Here is a 13,443-nt window from a genome sequence, read left to right as displayed (position 1 = left end):
TAACAGTGTTAACAGCTGTGGATTCTGTGGATAACTCGGTGGAAAGCAGACGCGAGTAGGGAACTACACGGCTGTCACTTGTGGAATCCCTGAGGAATCCGCGGGTGTACGGCATCCGACCCCCCTCGACGACTCCGATAGTTATCCACAGGTTTCGCGACTCAGCCCACATTCGTCCCGGTGGATCCGACAACCATCCACAAGTTATCCACATGTGCATAGAAGCATTTATCGGATGCGGTCTGGGCGTGTCAAGAACGAGAAAAGGGGACGCGGCACCCGAAACGGATGCGGCGTCCCCTCTCTCAGAAGGCGTGCGCTCAGCGGCGGCCGAGCTGCGTGGTGATCTCGGTCACCTGGTTGTAGATCGAACGACGCTCCTTCATGAGCTCGCTGATCTTCTTATAGGCGTACATGACGGTGGTGTGGTCGCGGTTGCCGAACAGCTGTCCGATCTTCGGCAGTGAGAGGCTCGTCCGCTCGCGGCACAGGTACATGGCGATCTGCCGGGCAGTCGCGATCTGCTGCGAACGGCTCGACCCGTAGAGGTCGTCGACGGTGAGCTTGAAGTATCCAGCCGTCGCCGTGATGATGTCGGTCGGCGAGATGATGTTGTCCTCGGCCGTGTCGATGATGTCGCGGAGCACGGTCTGTGCGAGGGAGATGTCGAGCGACGAGCGGTTCAGGCTCGCGAACGCCGAGACGCGGATGAGGGCGCCCTCGAGCTCACGGATGTTCGACGACACCACGGTCGCGATGTACTCGAGCACCTCGTCGGGGATGTGGAGGGCCTCGCTCTGCGCCTTCTTGCGGAGGATCGCGATGCGGGTCTCCAGGTCGGGCGCCTGTACGTCGGTGATGAGACCCCACTCGAAGCGGCTGCGCATCCGATCCTCGAAGCCGGTCAGGTGCTTCGGAGCCACGTCGCTCGTGATCACGACCTGCTTGTTGTGATCGTGCAGCGTGTTGAAGGTGTGGAAGAAGGCTTCCTGCGTCTCGGCGCGACCCTGCAGGAACTGGATGTCGTCGATGAGAAGGATGTCGACATCGCGGTAGCGCGCCTGGAATGCCGCTCCGCGGTTGTTCGCGATCGAGTTGATGAAGTCGTTCGTGAACTCCTCGCTCGAGACGTATCGGACCTTGACGCCGGCATAGAGCGACTGGGCGTAGTCGCCGATCGCGTGGAGGAGGTGCGTCTTGCCGAGCCCCGAGTCGCCGTAGATGAAGAGCGGGTTGTAGGCCTTGGCCGGAGCCTCGGCGACCGCGACCGCCGCTGCGTGGGCGAAGCGGTTGGACTGGCCGATGACGAAGTTGTCGAAGGTGTACTTCGGGTTGAGGCGCGATTCGTGTCGCAGCTGCGTGGGCTGCTCCATGGGGGATTCGACCCGCACAGGCTCGTGCCGACCGAAATCGGCGACCGCGATCGGTGCCGTCGGCTGCTCGGCGAGTTCGTGGTTCACGACGACGCGGTAGGAGGTGACCTCCTCGCCGATGTGCGAGAGGGCCTCCATGATCGGCAGGCGCAGACGCTTGTTGATCTGCGCGGCCGTGAGGTCGTTCGGTACTTCGAGGTAGAGCGTCGCCGCCATCACTCCGGCCGGGACGGCGAGACTGAGGAAGCCCTGCAGCTGCGGCGTGACCCGGTCGTCGTCCACCAGGAGCTCCTGCACCGTGGTCCAGATCGGAACGTCGGGCTGGGCTGGTGAGGACATGACGCTCCGGACGGGGATTCGATGAGGGCTCCGACGTGCCGTGCCCCTGTGGATAACTTCGGTTGCCACGGTAGTCACCACGGCTGGGAACGGCAACCTGCCCCGGGAAATCCGCGCGCGTGTCGTGCACCCCGGGCGCGCCCTGGTTGTGGATAATGGCTGTGCGGTTCGTGCCGGGTGTCCGTGGCCTGAGCGCGCAGATTTGCTCTGCGCGCCGCCAAGACGTACCCTTACTTGGTTGACTTATGCCATTTTTTGGCAGTTCCCCATGTCTCCGGTCGCAGTGAACCCGGTGGCAGTATTCCCGGAGTGATTCCATGACGAAGCGTACTTTCCAGCCCAACAACCGTCGTCGCGCCAAGAAGCACGGCTTCCGCGCTCGCATGCGCACGCGCGCCGGCCGCGGCATCCTCGCTGCCCGCCGCGCGAAGGGCCGCACCGAGCTCTCCGCGTAGTCCGCTGTGCTCGCCCGCCCGTATCGGCTGACCCGCGGGAGCGACTATCGAATGGTCGTTCGCCGCGGATCACGTTGTGGCGGGTCGCGCGTCATCACCTCGATGATGCCGACGGGCGAGAGCAGAGCCGCACGGTTCGGATTCATCATCAGCAAGCAGGTGGGCACCGCCGTGGTGCGCAACACCGTGCGCCGGCGTCTGAAAGCCGTGTGCGCGGAGGCGCTCCCGCGCGTCCCCGAGGGCACGGATGTCGTCATCCGTGCCCTTCCTGCATCCGCGACGGCGTCGTTCGCCGAACTCAGCGCGGATGTGAACCGCTGTCTCGGCCGGCTCGCGTCGGTGCCGACGGCGAGTGCGTCATGACGGCGCTGCCGGCGTCGTCGGTCGGGTCGGCTCGGATGGAGTCGCGTGACCTGCTGCGCAGCATCCCGCTGATCCCGCGCAATCTGGTGCTCGGATTCCTGACGGCGTACCGCAAGACGATCTCCCCTCTCTATGGAGATGTCTGTGCGTATTACCCCAGCTGTTCCGCTTACGCTGTAGGTGCGGTGCAGCAGCACGGTGCCGTGCGGGGGACGCTGTCCTCCGTGTGGCGCATCCTCCGCTGCAATCCCTGGACTCGCGGTGGCGTCGATGACGTCCATCCGCATGAACACTTCCGCTACGACCTGACTGCTCACGGTTTCGTCGTCCCTTCCCGAAAGGACTGAACGGTGGGTCTAGACCTTCTGCTCGCCAGCACGACACCCAGCCCCGCGGCTTCCGGGGGTGGCTTCGACCTGATCGGCACCATTCTCTGGCCGCTCAAGTGGGTCGTCGAGATGATCCTCGTGGCCTGGCACTGGCTGTTCACCGCGGTGGGTCTGCCCGCGGCATCCGGCCTCACCTGGGTCCTGTCCATCATCGGCCTCGTCATCGTCGTGCGTGCTGCTCTGATCCCGCTGTTCGTCAAGCAGATCAAGAGCCAGCGAAAGATGATGGAAATCGCTCCTGAGCTGCGGAAAGTCCAGGAGAAGTACAAGGGCAAGAAAGACCAGCTCTCTCGCGAGGCGATGAGCCGCGAGACCATGGGTCTCTACAAGAAGCACGGCACGACGCCGATGTCGAGCTGTCTTCCGCTGCTGGTGCAGATGCCGATCTTCTTCTCTCTGTTCAGCGTGCTGAGCGATGTGAAGAAGCACGCTGAGGCCGGCATCGGCGGTGTGGGCTTCATGAGCGCAGACCTCACCAAGGAGTTCTACGACGCCAAGCTCTTCGGCGTCGCCTCGCTGCACGAGACCCTGGGCAACGCGGTCGACGCGCAGAACACCACCGCGATCGTCATCCTGGTCACGCTCGTCGTCCTCATGATCGGCTCGCAGTTCTTCACTCAGCTGCAGATCATCTCGAAGAACCTGTCGCCCGAGGCCAAGACCGGCCAGGCGTACCAGATGCAGAAGATCATGCTCTACGTGCTGCCGCTGGGCTTCATCTTCTCGGGTGTCTTCTTCCCGCTCGGCGTCGTCGTGTACTGGTTCATCTCGAACCTGTGGACCATGGGACAGCAGTTCCTCGTCATCCGCGAGATGCCCACACCGGGATCCGAGGCCGCGAAGGCGCGGGAAGAACGACTGGCCAAGAAGGGCAAGGCGATCGACTCGTCCGGCAAGGTCGTTCCGATGGCTGCCTATGAGGCCGAGCAGCAGCGCATGCTCGAAGAGGTCGAGAAGGCAAAGGCTCAGACGCCGAAGCGGCAGCAGCCTGTCGGCAAGAAGCGTGCGAAGAAGAAGGGGAGCGGTTCATGAGTGAGGTCGTGACCGAGGCCACCGAACCGACGGTGGCGCAGCTGGAGAACGAAGGCGACATCGCTGCCGATTACCTTGAGGAGCTGCTCGACATCGCCGACATCGATGGGGACCTGAACCTCGATGTTCGTCAGGGTCGGGCCTACGTCTCGGTCGAGGCGGAGGGTGATGGCCTCGCTGTGCTCTCTGCTCCCGACACCGTGCAGGCCCTTCAGGAGCTGACGCGCCTGGCTGTCCAGAACCAGACCGGTTCTTTCTCGCGCCTGATCCTCGACATCGGCGGATCGCGCGACACGCGCCGCCGTCAGCTCGAGACTCTGGTGGATGCTGCGGCGGCGAAGCTCGACGAGGGATCGTCGCAGGCGTCGCTTCCCTCGATGTCGAGCTACGAGCGCAAGCTGGTGCACGACATCGCGGCCGATCGCGGGCTGGTCTCCGAGTCGTACGGTGAGGGTGCGGACCGGCACACGGTTCTTCGTCGCCGTTGATGTTTCACGTGAAACATCTCGTCCTCGGGATCGTGGCCGCATGACCATGGACGGCAGCGAATCAGAGCTCGAGATCGAGCCGGAGGTCGCTGCGGAGCTGTTCGGCGATCGGATCGAGGTCGCTCGCGCGTTCACGGCTGCGCTCGCCCGCGAGGGGGAGGAGCGGGGGCTCATCGGTCCGCTGGAGCTCCCCCGTCTCTGGACCCGGCACATCCTGAACAGCGTCATCGCGGCGCCGCTCTTCCATGGATCGGTTGCGGACATCGGCTCCGGCGCAGGACTTCCCGGCCTGGTGCTGGCGATCGCCCGTCCGGACGTGCAGTGGACGCTGATCGAGCCGATGGAGCGACGGGTGACCTGGCTCAACGAGCAGGTCGCGGCTCTGTCGCTCACCAACGTCGATGTCCTCCGGGCACGGGCGGAGGACGTGCGTCCCGCGGAAGGCTTCGATGTCGTGACCGCGCGAGCAGTCAGTGCGCTGCGGACCCTCATCCCGTTGACCGCCCCGCTGGTGCGGAACGGTGGAGAGCTCACACTGCTCAAAGGAATGAACGCCGGCAACGAGATCGATGCTGCGCAGAAGCAGATCAAGAAGTTCCGGCTGTCGGACGTGCGCGTCGAGGTCCTGGGTGAGGGAGTCCTGCCGGAGACGACCCGGGCCGTGCGGGCGGTTGTGCGGTAAGCAGCCGGGGGGTCTGCCTTTCCGATGTTTCACGTGAAACATGCTGGTGCGTCGAGGTCGTGAGGTTTCCCGTTGGCTGGGTGGGATTGCTTCCCTTCATTCGCAGAGCGGGCGCCCTCCCCGCAAGCGGGGGCCCCTCCCGATGCTCATTCAGGGAACAATCCCATCCCGCGGCTTGTGGCGCGACGCTGCGCGCGCGAGGCGAGGAGACATGGAGGTCCGTGTCAGCAGGAGTGTCCACGATAGATCGGGTTCTTGCGGTAGAGCACGAGGGGATCTGTGCCCGATGGTTTGCGCGTGGGCATGGCTCTCTCGCTGAGGGGGACCGTGAGTGCGAGTTTACGTGCGCGCTTGGGGTGTAATGGGGGGATGCGGGTGGAGAGAGTCGTTCCCAATCTGACGGTCGAGGATGTCCGGAGCGCGGTGCAGACGCATCGGGATGTACTGGGATGGTCGGTGGTCATGGACCACGGGTGGATCGTGACGCTGGCCGACGACGAAGGACGACAGCTGAGCATCATGGATCGGGATGCGTCTGCCGCGGTGAACCCCGACGTCTCGATCTTCGTCGACGACGTGCACGAAGCGCTGCGTCGCGCCATAGACGCGGGTGCCGAGATCGTGCACCCTCTCACCGAGGAACACTGGGGCGTCACACGCTTCTTCTATCGGGATGCCGGCGGCAGCGTGATCAACGTCGGCACGCATGCCTGACCCGGATCGCTGCTCGACGCACCTCCAGGCGATCGGCTCGGATACCCCAGGTAGTGGAACCATGTGAGGGCGTCCGCATTGACGTGCGATCGCGGTCTGCGTCGGGCGAGACACGCCCATGAGTGGCTTCGGACGCATGGCGAGGCGTCGACGGTCTCGTAGAGGGGGAGTCGTGGGCATCGACGTTGTGTCATAAGCCCCGGGGCGGGGGGAGGGTCCCCTGCGCCAAGGTCCTTCGGCGGGTAGACCTACCCCAGATGTTTCACGTGAAACATCTGTCTCATCAGCTGCCGGCTACGACCTCCGGTCCCGTCCCTCCCGCCAGCTCATGGACGCTCGTCCGGGTGATGGGTCAGACATGTCGGACCGACGGGGTGCCGAATCACTCGCGTGGTGCGATGGCACGGAGACGCCGGCTCACCTGGGCAGGATCTGCTTCACCGAGCTCTGAGGCGCCCGGATCGGGTGTTTCACGTGAAACATCCGCGTGTCCATCGCCGGGGATCCTGGCATCGCAGTCGACGGGTCAGTTCGTTGGCTCGACCACAGCGCGGCTTCGACGACGAGTGTGGGGCCGACAAGCTCGACCTGATACCGGGCACCTGGAGAATCAGCCGACGACATCCTCCGCTTCTGACGCTGGAACCAGGCGACCGCGACAGCGCGGGAGCCCTCTGCCGGTCTCTCGCTGCTCGACCTGTCGGGTCGGTGTTCGACGAGCGATGGCTGAGTCGAGCAATGGAGGTAATGCCGACTCAGAGAGCGAGCTCGACTTCCGGGGCAGCAGTAGTCGCACCGCCGGGGGGGGGGGCAGCGGCGCGGTCTCTGGAAACTGACCGTGTCGCACCGAAGTCGGTTCCGAGCTTGTCTGCCGCTCTTCTGTTTCACCTGAAACATCCGAGGCGCCTCCCCACCACCTCACCGCGAGCCCCCGCGTCACCGAACCGCCTCCCGCGAGACGAACGTTTCACGTGAAACACACACCCGATCAGATGCCAGCAGGAAGCCCGCACGCGACCGAGCCGAACCGGCAGAACCAACGCGGCGGACCTCACGCACTTCGCCGGACGCTGCGGGACGGACGAGACCCGGAACGAGTGACACACGTCACGGCTACGAGGGGACGCGATCACCCGTGGAGCCCCAGCCAACGATCGTGCGCGAAGACCGGGCGATATCCGTCCGAACCGCTCCACCAGCGGAGTGAAACACGCGCCCAACCCCCGCCAGAGCGTCGTAGTCACGGCCGCCTTTCGCACCAGGCCCAATGGACGGCGTCGCGCTTGGCATCCACCGCGCCCGACATCGCTGCGCCACGCGCGCACCACGACGTTTCACGTGAAACACCCGCGCTCCCCCAGTCCCACAATTCAGGCGCAGTCGTCGAGCGAAGCGAGACGCTGCCCTTCGTCGTGTCGAAACAGGACCATGGACGGCGACATCGGAGCCGAACACCGTGGGGAGGGGATTGTTCCCTGAATGAGCATCGGGAGGGGCCCCCGCTTGCGGGGAGGGCGCCCGCTCTGCGAATGAAGGGAAGCAATCCCCTCCCCACCCCCACACGACCCCTATCAAGACCCGCGCAACCACACCCGTAACCCCAACCCGGAACTCAACGTCCGCCTCAGCGATTAGAGTGGAACGCGGCCCCGAAAGGAGTGGATGTTTCACGTGAAACAATCCGAAAAGGCATCATCGAACGAATCGTTCGGGATGGATACACCGCTCGCGCGGGAGCTCGCCGACCTCTCCGCTCGACGTCGTGCGCTGGAAGCCACGAAGGTCGAGTTCACGGGGGAGACCCGCGTCCTGACGGTGTCGAACCAGAAGGGTGGCGTGGGGAAGACCACGACCGCCGTGAATGTCGCTTCCGCTCTCGCTGGTCTCGGCGCCAAGGTGCTTGTCATAGACCTCGATCCTCAGGGCAACGCCTCCACCGCCCTCGGTGTTCCGCACAGCGCGGAGGTCCCGAGCGTCTACGACGTGCTCATCGAGGAGTTCCCGCTCGCCGATATCGTGCAGCAGAGCCCCGAGGACCCGAATCTCTTCTGCGCGCCGAGCACGATCCACCTCGCCGGTGCCGAGATCGAGCTCGTCGCGCAGGTCGCACGCGAGCATCGACTGCGTCGCGCCCTCGAGGAGTACCTCGTCGACAGCCCGATGGACTTCGTCATCATCGACTGCCCGCCGTCGCTCGGTCTGCTGACGATCAACGCCTTCACCGCGGCATCCGAGGTCTTCATCCCGATCCAGTGCGAGTACTACGCGCTCGAGGGTCTGAGCCAGCTGCTCGGCAGCATCCAGATGATCCAGAAGCACCTGAACCCCTCGCTGCACCTCTCGACGATCCTGCTGACGATGTTCGACGGCCGCACCCGTCTCGCGCAGCAGGTGGCCGATGAGGTGCGCACGCACTTCCCGGATCAGGTGCTGGAGACGGTGATCCCGCGTTCGGTCCGTGTGTCCGAGGCCCCGAGCTTCGGCCAGACCGTGATCGCCTACGATGGGCAGTCCGCCGGCGCGATCGCGTATCGCGAGGCCGCTGTCGAGATCGCGTCGCGTACCGTGACGCAGAGCAAGGAGAAATGATGGCGAAGCGCACTGGACTGGGTCGGGGCATCGGCGCCCTGATCCCCACGGCGGATCAGTCGGAGCGTCCTGTCGACGTGTTCTTCCCGGGAGCGAATCTCCGGCCGAGCGACGATCAGGCCAGCACGGTCGCGCGTGAGCAGGAGGAGCTGGCGGCCGTTCCCGGCATCCATCTGGTGCAGGTCGACCCGAACAGCATCGTGCCGAACCCGCGTCAGCCGCGCACGCACTTCAACCCCGAGGATCTCGCCGAGCTGGTGCACAGCGTCCGCGAGTTCGGTGTGCTGCAGCCGGTGGTCGTCCGCAAGAACAGCGAGGGTGAGTACGAGCTGATCATGGGGGAGCGACGTACGCGCGCCGCCCGTGAGGCCGGGCTCGAGACGATCCCCGTGATCGTGCGCGAGACCGCCGACGAGGATCTCCTCCGCGACGCGCTTCTCGAGAACCTGCACCGCTCGGAGCTCAACCCTCTCGAGGAAGCATCCGCCTACCAGCAGCTGCTCGAGGACTTCGGCATCACTCAGGAAGAGCTCGCGACGAGAATCGGGCGGTCGCGTCCGCAGATCAGCAATACGATCCGCCTGCTGAAGCTCCCCGTGCCCGTGCAGCAGAGGGTCGCGGCGGGGGTGCTCACGGCCGGTCATGCCCGGGCCATCCTGAGCCTCGAGACGCCGGAGGCGATGCAGCGACTGGCCGACAAGGTCGTGAATGAGGATCTCTCGGTGCGTGCCACGGAAGAGGTCGCGAAGTCGCAGCCGACCGCTGCCGGGAAGTCCGCGAAGCCGACTCCCGGGGCGCGCCGCGCCTACCTCGACGAGGTCGCCGGCAAGCTCGGCGACCGATTGAACACGCGAGTGAAGATCGCTCTGGGTGCACGGAAAGGCCAGGTCACGATCGATTTCGCGTCGATCCAGGATCTGAACCGCATCCTCGAAGAAATCGGCGAAGAAGGATACGGAAAGCGCTGATCCGCGCGTCAGCACACCGACGGGCCTAGACTCACGTCACCAGATGTCGAGGAGGGGCACAATGTCGCGCACACAACCCGGATCAGCCATTCGAGGCCGCGTCATCGCGGTCAGCATCGCCGCCGCTCTCGGCGGCTTCCTGTTCGGCTTCGATACGGCCGTGATCAACGGCGCGGTCGATGCTCTGGCCGGCAGCCAATCGGGCTTCGACCTCGGGGTCGGACTCAAGGGCTTCGCCGTGTCGTCGGCACTGATCGGCTGCGCGGTGGGTGCGTGGTTCGCCGGGCCGCTGGCGAATCGCTTCGGCCGTATTCCGGTCATGGTCGTCGCGGCCGTGCTCTTCCTGCTGTCGTCGCTCGGCTCCGGCTTCTCGTTCGGCGTCGTCGATCTGATCATCTGGCGGGTCATCGGCGGCCTCGGTGTCGGTGCGGCATCCGTCATCGCCCCGGCGTACATCGCCGAGGTCTCGCCGGCCAACATCCGCGGGCGTCTGGGCTCGCTCCAGCAGCTGGCCATCGTCACCGGTATCTTCATCGCCCTGCTCTCCGATGCGATGCTCGCCAACGTCGCCGGGGGAGCGGCTGAGCCGCTCTGGGGGCTCGACGCCTGGCGCTGGATGTTCATCGCCGGTGCGGTCCCTTCGATCGTCTACGGCGCCATCTCGCTGAGACTGCCGGAATCTCCGCGATACCTGGTGGCGAAGGGCGAGATCGAGAAGGCATCCGAGGTGCTGACGACGGTCACGGGTGCGGTCGATGTGAAGGCGAAGATCGAAGAGATCACCGGCACGCTCAACACGGAGCGCACCGAATCGCTGCGTGATCTGCGCGGCAACCGGCTCGGACTGAAGCCGATCGTGTGGGTCGGCATCCTGCTCTCGGTGTTCCAGCAGTTCGTCGGCATCAACGTGATCTTCTACTACTCCACGACGCTGTGGCAGTCCGTCGGATTCGGGGAGTCGGAAGCCCTGCTGATCACGGTGATCACCTCGGTGACGAACATCGTCGTCACGATCATCGCGATCCTGCTCGTCGACCGCGTCGGTCGACGGATCATGCTCCTGGTGGGATCTGTCGGCATGACCCTGACGCTCGGACTGATGGCGCTCGCGTTCTCGTTCGGCACGTTGGACGCCCAGGGAGCCGTCACGCTGCCCGATCCGTGGTCCACAGTCGCGCTGATCTGCGCCAACGGCTTCGTGGTGTTCTTCGGAGCGACCTGGGGGCCGCTGGTCTGGGTTCTTCTGGGGGAGATGTTCCCGAACTCCATCCGCGCCGGCGCCCTCGCGGTGGCCGCCGCAGCGCAGTGGGTGGCGAACTTCTTCATCTCGACGACGTTCCCCGCGTTCTCGGCGATCGGCCTGCCCTTCGCCTACGGGTTCTATGCGTTCTTCGCCCTGCTGTCGTTCTTCTTCGTGTACTTCAAGGTCGCGGAGACCAAGGGCAAAGAGCTCGAGGAGATGCGCGAAGACACGAAGGTCGAGCGCCGGCGGCGTCCCAGTCGGACGTAGGCTGGAAGCATGTCCGAGTCCGTTCAGCGCCGCGCCAGCCTCGAAGTGCTGCGTGCCGAGGCGGCCGACGAACTCGCCGTGCTGATCCAGGAGCGTCTCCTCGGCGGGGAAGACCCGTGGGAATTCATGGAGGAGCTGCCGAGCGTCGACGAGCTCGTCGTGTACCTGCTGCGGGCCGACAACATCAACGCCAACGACGGGGTGCGCCCGAATGCCGCGCGTCACTACCGGGTGCTGCGGCAGATCGCGCTGGAGTATCCCGAGCTGACCCCGGCGGTCTGGGGGCTGCTCGACGAGAAGCAGCGCCATCGCCGCTGGGACCCGACGGTCGCCGACGCTCCTTCCTGACATGCCACGGATGCTGGTGTCGTACGACCCGCGCTGGCCGCAGCAGTTCGAGGAGATCGCGGCGGAGATCCGCACACACGGCAGCCCGGAGTGGCTGATCGAGCACATCGGATCGACGGCGGTTCCCGGCATGCGTGCCAAGCCGATCATCGACGTGGCCGTCCGCGTCGAGGGCATCGACGACTTCGATGCCCACCGATCGGGCCTGGAAGCGCTCGGCTGGCGCCGCGGCAGCAGCGTGCAGAGCCACCCGGTGATGGTGTTCGAGCAGGACGGCATCCGCACGCGCATCGCGCACTTCTTCCCCGCATCGGACTGGGAGACCGTGAACCAGCGCATCCTGCGTGACTGGCTGCGTGCCCACCCCGAGGATGCCGACCGCTACACCCACGCGAAGTGCGATGCCGTGGCCGTCGCCGCCCGCGGCACCTCGACCTACAACGCCGCCAAGACGCCCGTCATCCAGGACCTCGTCGACCGCGCCCGCGCCGCCCGAGGCCTTCCGCCCGTCCCCGTCTCCGACAAGGCCTGAGGCGCCCCCGCCGTAACACCCGCTGTGTCCCGCACCCCGTATCACTGCTCCCGTCCGCGAAGCGCAGGGCGCAGGGATGTTCCCCGAACGAGCATCGGGAGGGGCCCGCGCAGCGGGAGGGAGCCCGCTCTGCGAGAGAGGGGAACATCCCGGAGCCCGGACCCCACGCGTTTCGTCTCGTTCTGCTCGCTCAACGACCGTTGCTGGACACAGAAAAGGCCGCCACTTCCGAAGAAGTGACGGCCCCTGCTGGGTCTCAGAGGATCAGCCGATGAATGCGGCGAGGTCCTTCTCGAGCGCGAACTTGGGCTTGGCGCCGATGATGGTCGTCTTGACCTCACCGCCGTCGAACACCTTCATCGCCGGGATCGACGTGATCTGGTACTTCATCGCGAGTTCGGGGTTCTCGTCGACGTTGAGCTTGAGGATGGTGATCTTGTCGGGGTTGTCGGCCTGGATCTCGTCCAGAACCGGCGCGACCATACGACAGGGACCGCACCACTCGGCCCAGAAGTCCACCAGCACGGGACCGTCGGCCTGCAGAACGTCCTGTTCCCAGGTCGCCTGGCTCGTAGCCTTTGCACTCATCAGAGTTCTCCTTGATTCGAGGTTCGTCCGTTACAACAGCGGACGAGGTGAAACTGTTCCCGCGTGCCTACGCGGTGAGGATCTCGGCGGCCTCCGCAGCGGGGACCTCCACGGAGGCGTCCTCAAAATCCGCGAGGAAGTGCTCCGCGTCGAGGGCGGCGACCGTGCCTGTGCCGGCAGCCGTGATGGCCTGACGGTAGGTCGGGTCGATGACGTCGCCGGCGGCGAAGACACCGGGGACCGACGTGACCGAGGAACGGCCGTCGACCCAGATCGTGCCCTCGGCGGTCAGCTTCAGCTTGTCGTGCACGAGGTGCGTGCGCGGGTCGTTGCCGATCGCGATGAACAGGCCGTCCAGCGGCAGGTCGCTCAGCGTGCCGTCGACGGTGTTGCGCAGCTGCACGCCGCTGACGGAGTCGCCACCGAGCACCTCGGCGACCTCGCTGTTCCACACGAACTCGATCTTCTCGTTCGCGAAGGCGCGCTCCTGCATGATCTTCGACGCGCGGAGGGTGTCCTTGCGGTGGATGACGTAGACCTTGTCGGCGAAGCGGGTGAGGAACGTGGCCTCTTCCATGGCGGAGTCGCCGCCGCCGACGACCGCGATCGTCTTCTGGCGGAAGAAGAACCCGTCGCAGGTGGCGCACCAGGAGACGCCGTAGCCCGAGAGGCGCTCTTCGCCGTCGATGTGGAGCTTGCGGTAGGCGGAGCCGGTCGCGTAGATCAGCGTCTGCGTCTCGTGCACCGCGCCGCTGCCGAGCGTGACCGTCTTGACCGGACCGTCGAGCTGCAGGTCGGTGACGTCGTCGTAGAGCACCTCGGTGCCGAACTTCTCTGCCTGCTCCTGGAACTTCGCCATGAGCTCGGGTCCCTGGATGCCCTCGGGGAAGCCCGGGTAGTTCTCGACCTCGGTGGTGTTCATCAGCTCGCCGCCGACCTCGACCGAGCTCGCGATGAGCAGCGGCTTGAGGTTCGCGCGGGCAGCGTAGATGGCGGCCGTGAAGCCGGCAGGGCCGGAACCGATGATGATGACCTGACGCATGTGCTCTCCGTCTGAGAAATGGGATCCGTCG

General features: G+C 65.4%; 14 protein-coding genes and 1 pseudogene. 12 read left to right on the top strand and 3 right to left on the bottom strand.

Annotated elements, in window-relative coordinates; genetic code table 11:
* Positions 1-320 precede the first annotated feature (320 nt).
* Positions 321-1,589, bottom strand: a complete 1,269-nt coding sequence (dnaA, locus tag LC452_RS06575; RefSeq protein WP_374197765.1) for a chromosomal replication initiator protein DnaA — start codon at positions 1,587-1,589, stop codon at positions 321-323.
* A gap of 440 nt (positions 1,590-2,029) precedes the next feature.
* Between dnaA and rpmH the strand changes: the two genes are divergently transcribed.
* The 12 genes and pseudogenes from rpmH (at position 2,030) to LC452_RS06515 (ending at position 11,782) form a co-directional block, all read left to right on the top strand.
* The gene (rpmH, locus tag LC452_RS06570; RefSeq protein ID WP_045278552.1) at positions 2,030-2,167 is read left to right on the top strand and encodes a 50S ribosomal protein L34; all 138 of its coding nucleotides are present in this window, start codon (positions 2,030-2,032) and stop codon (positions 2,165-2,167) included.
* Positions 2,168-2,173: 6 nt separating this feature from the next.
* Positions 2,174-2,530 carry a ribonuclease P protein component gene (rnpA, locus tag LC452_RS06565; protein WP_223623426.1) on the top strand — a complete coding sequence of 119 codons (357 nt, stop codon included), beginning with the start codon at positions 2,174-2,176 and terminating at the stop codon, positions 2,528-2,530.
* Positions 2,527-2,877, top strand: coding sequence for a membrane protein insertion efficiency factor YidD (gene yidD / locus LC452_RS06560; RefSeq protein WP_223623424.1), 351 nt, complete (start codon positions 2,527-2,529; stop codon positions 2,875-2,877). Before rnpA ends, yidD begins: the two co-directional genes overlap by 4 nt.
* Before the next feature lie 3 nt (positions 2,878-2,880).
* Positions 2,881-3,951: a membrane protein insertase YidC gene (yidC, locus tag LC452_RS06555; RefSeq protein WP_223623422.1), complete on the top strand. Its 1,071-nt coding sequence runs from the start codon at positions 2,881-2,883 to the stop codon at positions 3,949-3,951.
* Positions 3,948-4,439, top strand: coding sequence for a R3H domain-containing nucleic acid-binding protein (locus tag LC452_RS06550; RefSeq protein WP_223623420.1), 492 nt, complete (start codon positions 3,948-3,950; stop codon positions 4,437-4,439). Before yidC ends, LC452_RS06550 begins: the two co-directional genes overlap by 4 nt.
* A gap of 40 nt (positions 4,440-4,479) precedes the next feature.
* On the top strand, positions 4,480-5,121 hold the full coding sequence (gene rsmG / locus LC452_RS06545) for a 16S rRNA (guanine(527)-N(7))-methyltransferase RsmG (RefSeq protein ID WP_223623418.1): 642 nt from the start codon (positions 4,480-4,482) through the stop codon (positions 5,119-5,121).
* A 303-nt stretch (positions 5,122-5,424) separates the two neighbouring features.
* Positions 5,425-5,835 (top strand): VOC family protein, encoded by a 411-nt coding sequence (locus tag LC452_RS06540; RefSeq protein WP_308116473.1) that lies wholly within the window; start codon positions 5,425-5,427, stop codon positions 5,833-5,835.
* 1,713 nt (positions 5,836-7,548) lie between these two features.
* Positions 7,549-8,424, top strand: coding sequence for a ParA family protein (locus LC452_RS06535; RefSeq protein WP_223623414.1), 876 nt, complete (start codon positions 7,549-7,551; stop codon positions 8,422-8,424).
* Entirely contained in the window at positions 8,424-9,392 is a 969-nt protein-coding gene (locus tag LC452_RS06530) for a ParB/RepB/Spo0J family partition protein (RefSeq protein ID WP_223623412.1), read from the top strand. The genes LC452_RS06535 and LC452_RS06530 overlap by 1 nt, the downstream gene beginning before the upstream one ends.
* Positions 9,393-9,420: 28 nt before the next feature.
* Positions 9,421-10,902: pseudogene (locus LC452_RS06525) on the top strand (sugar porter family MFS transporter); the annotation flags it as partial.
* A 9-nt stretch (positions 10,903-10,911) separates the two neighbouring features.
* A complete protein-coding gene (locus LC452_RS06520; protein ID WP_223623410.1) occupies positions 10,912-11,250 on the top strand; it encodes a tryptophan synthase subunit alpha in 339 nt (112 codons plus the stop codon).
* 1 nt (position 11,251) lies between these two features.
* The gene (locus LC452_RS06515) at positions 11,252-11,782 is read left to right on the top strand and encodes a GrpB family protein (RefSeq protein ID WP_223623408.1); all 531 of its coding nucleotides are present in this window, start codon (positions 11,252-11,254) and stop codon (positions 11,780-11,782) included.
* Between the two features lie 264 nt (positions 11,783-12,046).
* On the opposite strand, the gene trxA is transcribed toward LC452_RS06515, so the two are convergent.
* A complete protein-coding gene (trxA, locus tag LC452_RS06510; RefSeq protein ID WP_046014687.1) occupies positions 12,047-12,370 on the bottom strand; it encodes a thioredoxin in 324 nt (107 codons plus the stop codon).
* Between the two features lie 67 nt (positions 12,371-12,437).
* Positions 12,438-13,412 carry a thioredoxin-disulfide reductase gene (trxB, locus tag LC452_RS06505; protein ID WP_223623406.1) on the bottom strand — a complete coding sequence of 325 codons (975 nt, stop codon included), beginning with the start codon at positions 13,410-13,412 and terminating at the stop codon, positions 12,438-12,440.
* Between the last annotated feature and the right edge of the window lie 31 nt (positions 13,413-13,443).

Origin of the sequence: Microbacterium sp. EST19A (assembly GCF_019969685.1) — a bacterium.
Lineage (GTDB): Bacteria > Actinomycetota > Actinomycetes > Actinomycetales > Microbacteriaceae > Microbacterium.
Note: the sequence above shows the minus strand (reverse complement) of the source record. Positions and strands in the feature narration are given on the sequence as shown.

Excerpts from the sequence above, each read along its gene's own strand:
- LC452_RS06520 (WP_223623410.1), top strand. The coding sequence starts at position 10,912 with ATGTCCGAGTCCGTTCAGCGCCGCGCCAGCCTCGAAGTGCTGCGTGCC.
- LC452_RS06515 (WP_223623408.1), top strand. The coding sequence starts at position 11,252 with ATGCCACGGATGCTGGTGTCGTACGACCCGCGCTGGCCGCAGCAGTTC.
- trxB (WP_223623406.1), bottom strand. The coding sequence starts at position 13,412 with ATGCGTCAGGTCATCATCATCGGTTCCGGCCCTGCCGGCTTCACGGCC.
- rpmH (WP_045278552.1), top strand. The coding sequence starts at position 2,030 with ATGACGAAGCGTACTTTCCAGCCCAACAACCGTCGTCGCGCCAAGAAG.
- rsmG (WP_223623418.1), top strand. The coding sequence starts at position 4,480 with ATGACCATGGACGGCAGCGAATCAGAGCTCGAGATCGAGCCGGAGGTC.
- LC452_RS06550 (WP_223623420.1), top strand. The coding sequence starts at position 3,948 with ATGAGTGAGGTCGTGACCGAGGCCACCGAACCGACGGTGGCGCAGCTG.
- LC452_RS06530 (WP_223623412.1), top strand. The coding sequence starts at position 8,424 with ATGGCGAAGCGCACTGGACTGGGTCGGGGCATCGGCGCCCTGATCCCC.
- dnaA (WP_374197765.1), bottom strand. The coding sequence starts at position 1,589 with ATGGCGGCGACGCTCTACCTCGAAGTACCGAACGACCTCACGGCCGCG.
- yidD (WP_223623424.1), top strand. The coding sequence starts at position 2,527 with ATGACGGCGCTGCCGGCGTCGTCGGTCGGGTCGGCTCGGATGGAGTCG.
- trxA (WP_046014687.1), bottom strand. The coding sequence starts at position 12,370 with ATGAGTGCAAAGGCTACGAGCCAGGCGACCTGGGAACAGGACGTTCTG.
- LC452_RS06535 (WP_223623414.1), top strand. The coding sequence starts at position 7,549 with ATGGATACACCGCTCGCGCGGGAGCTCGCCGACCTCTCCGCTCGACGT.
- LC452_RS06540 (WP_308116473.1), top strand. The coding sequence starts at position 5,425 with ATGGCTCTCTCGCTGAGGGGGACCGTGAGTGCGAGTTTACGTGCGCGC.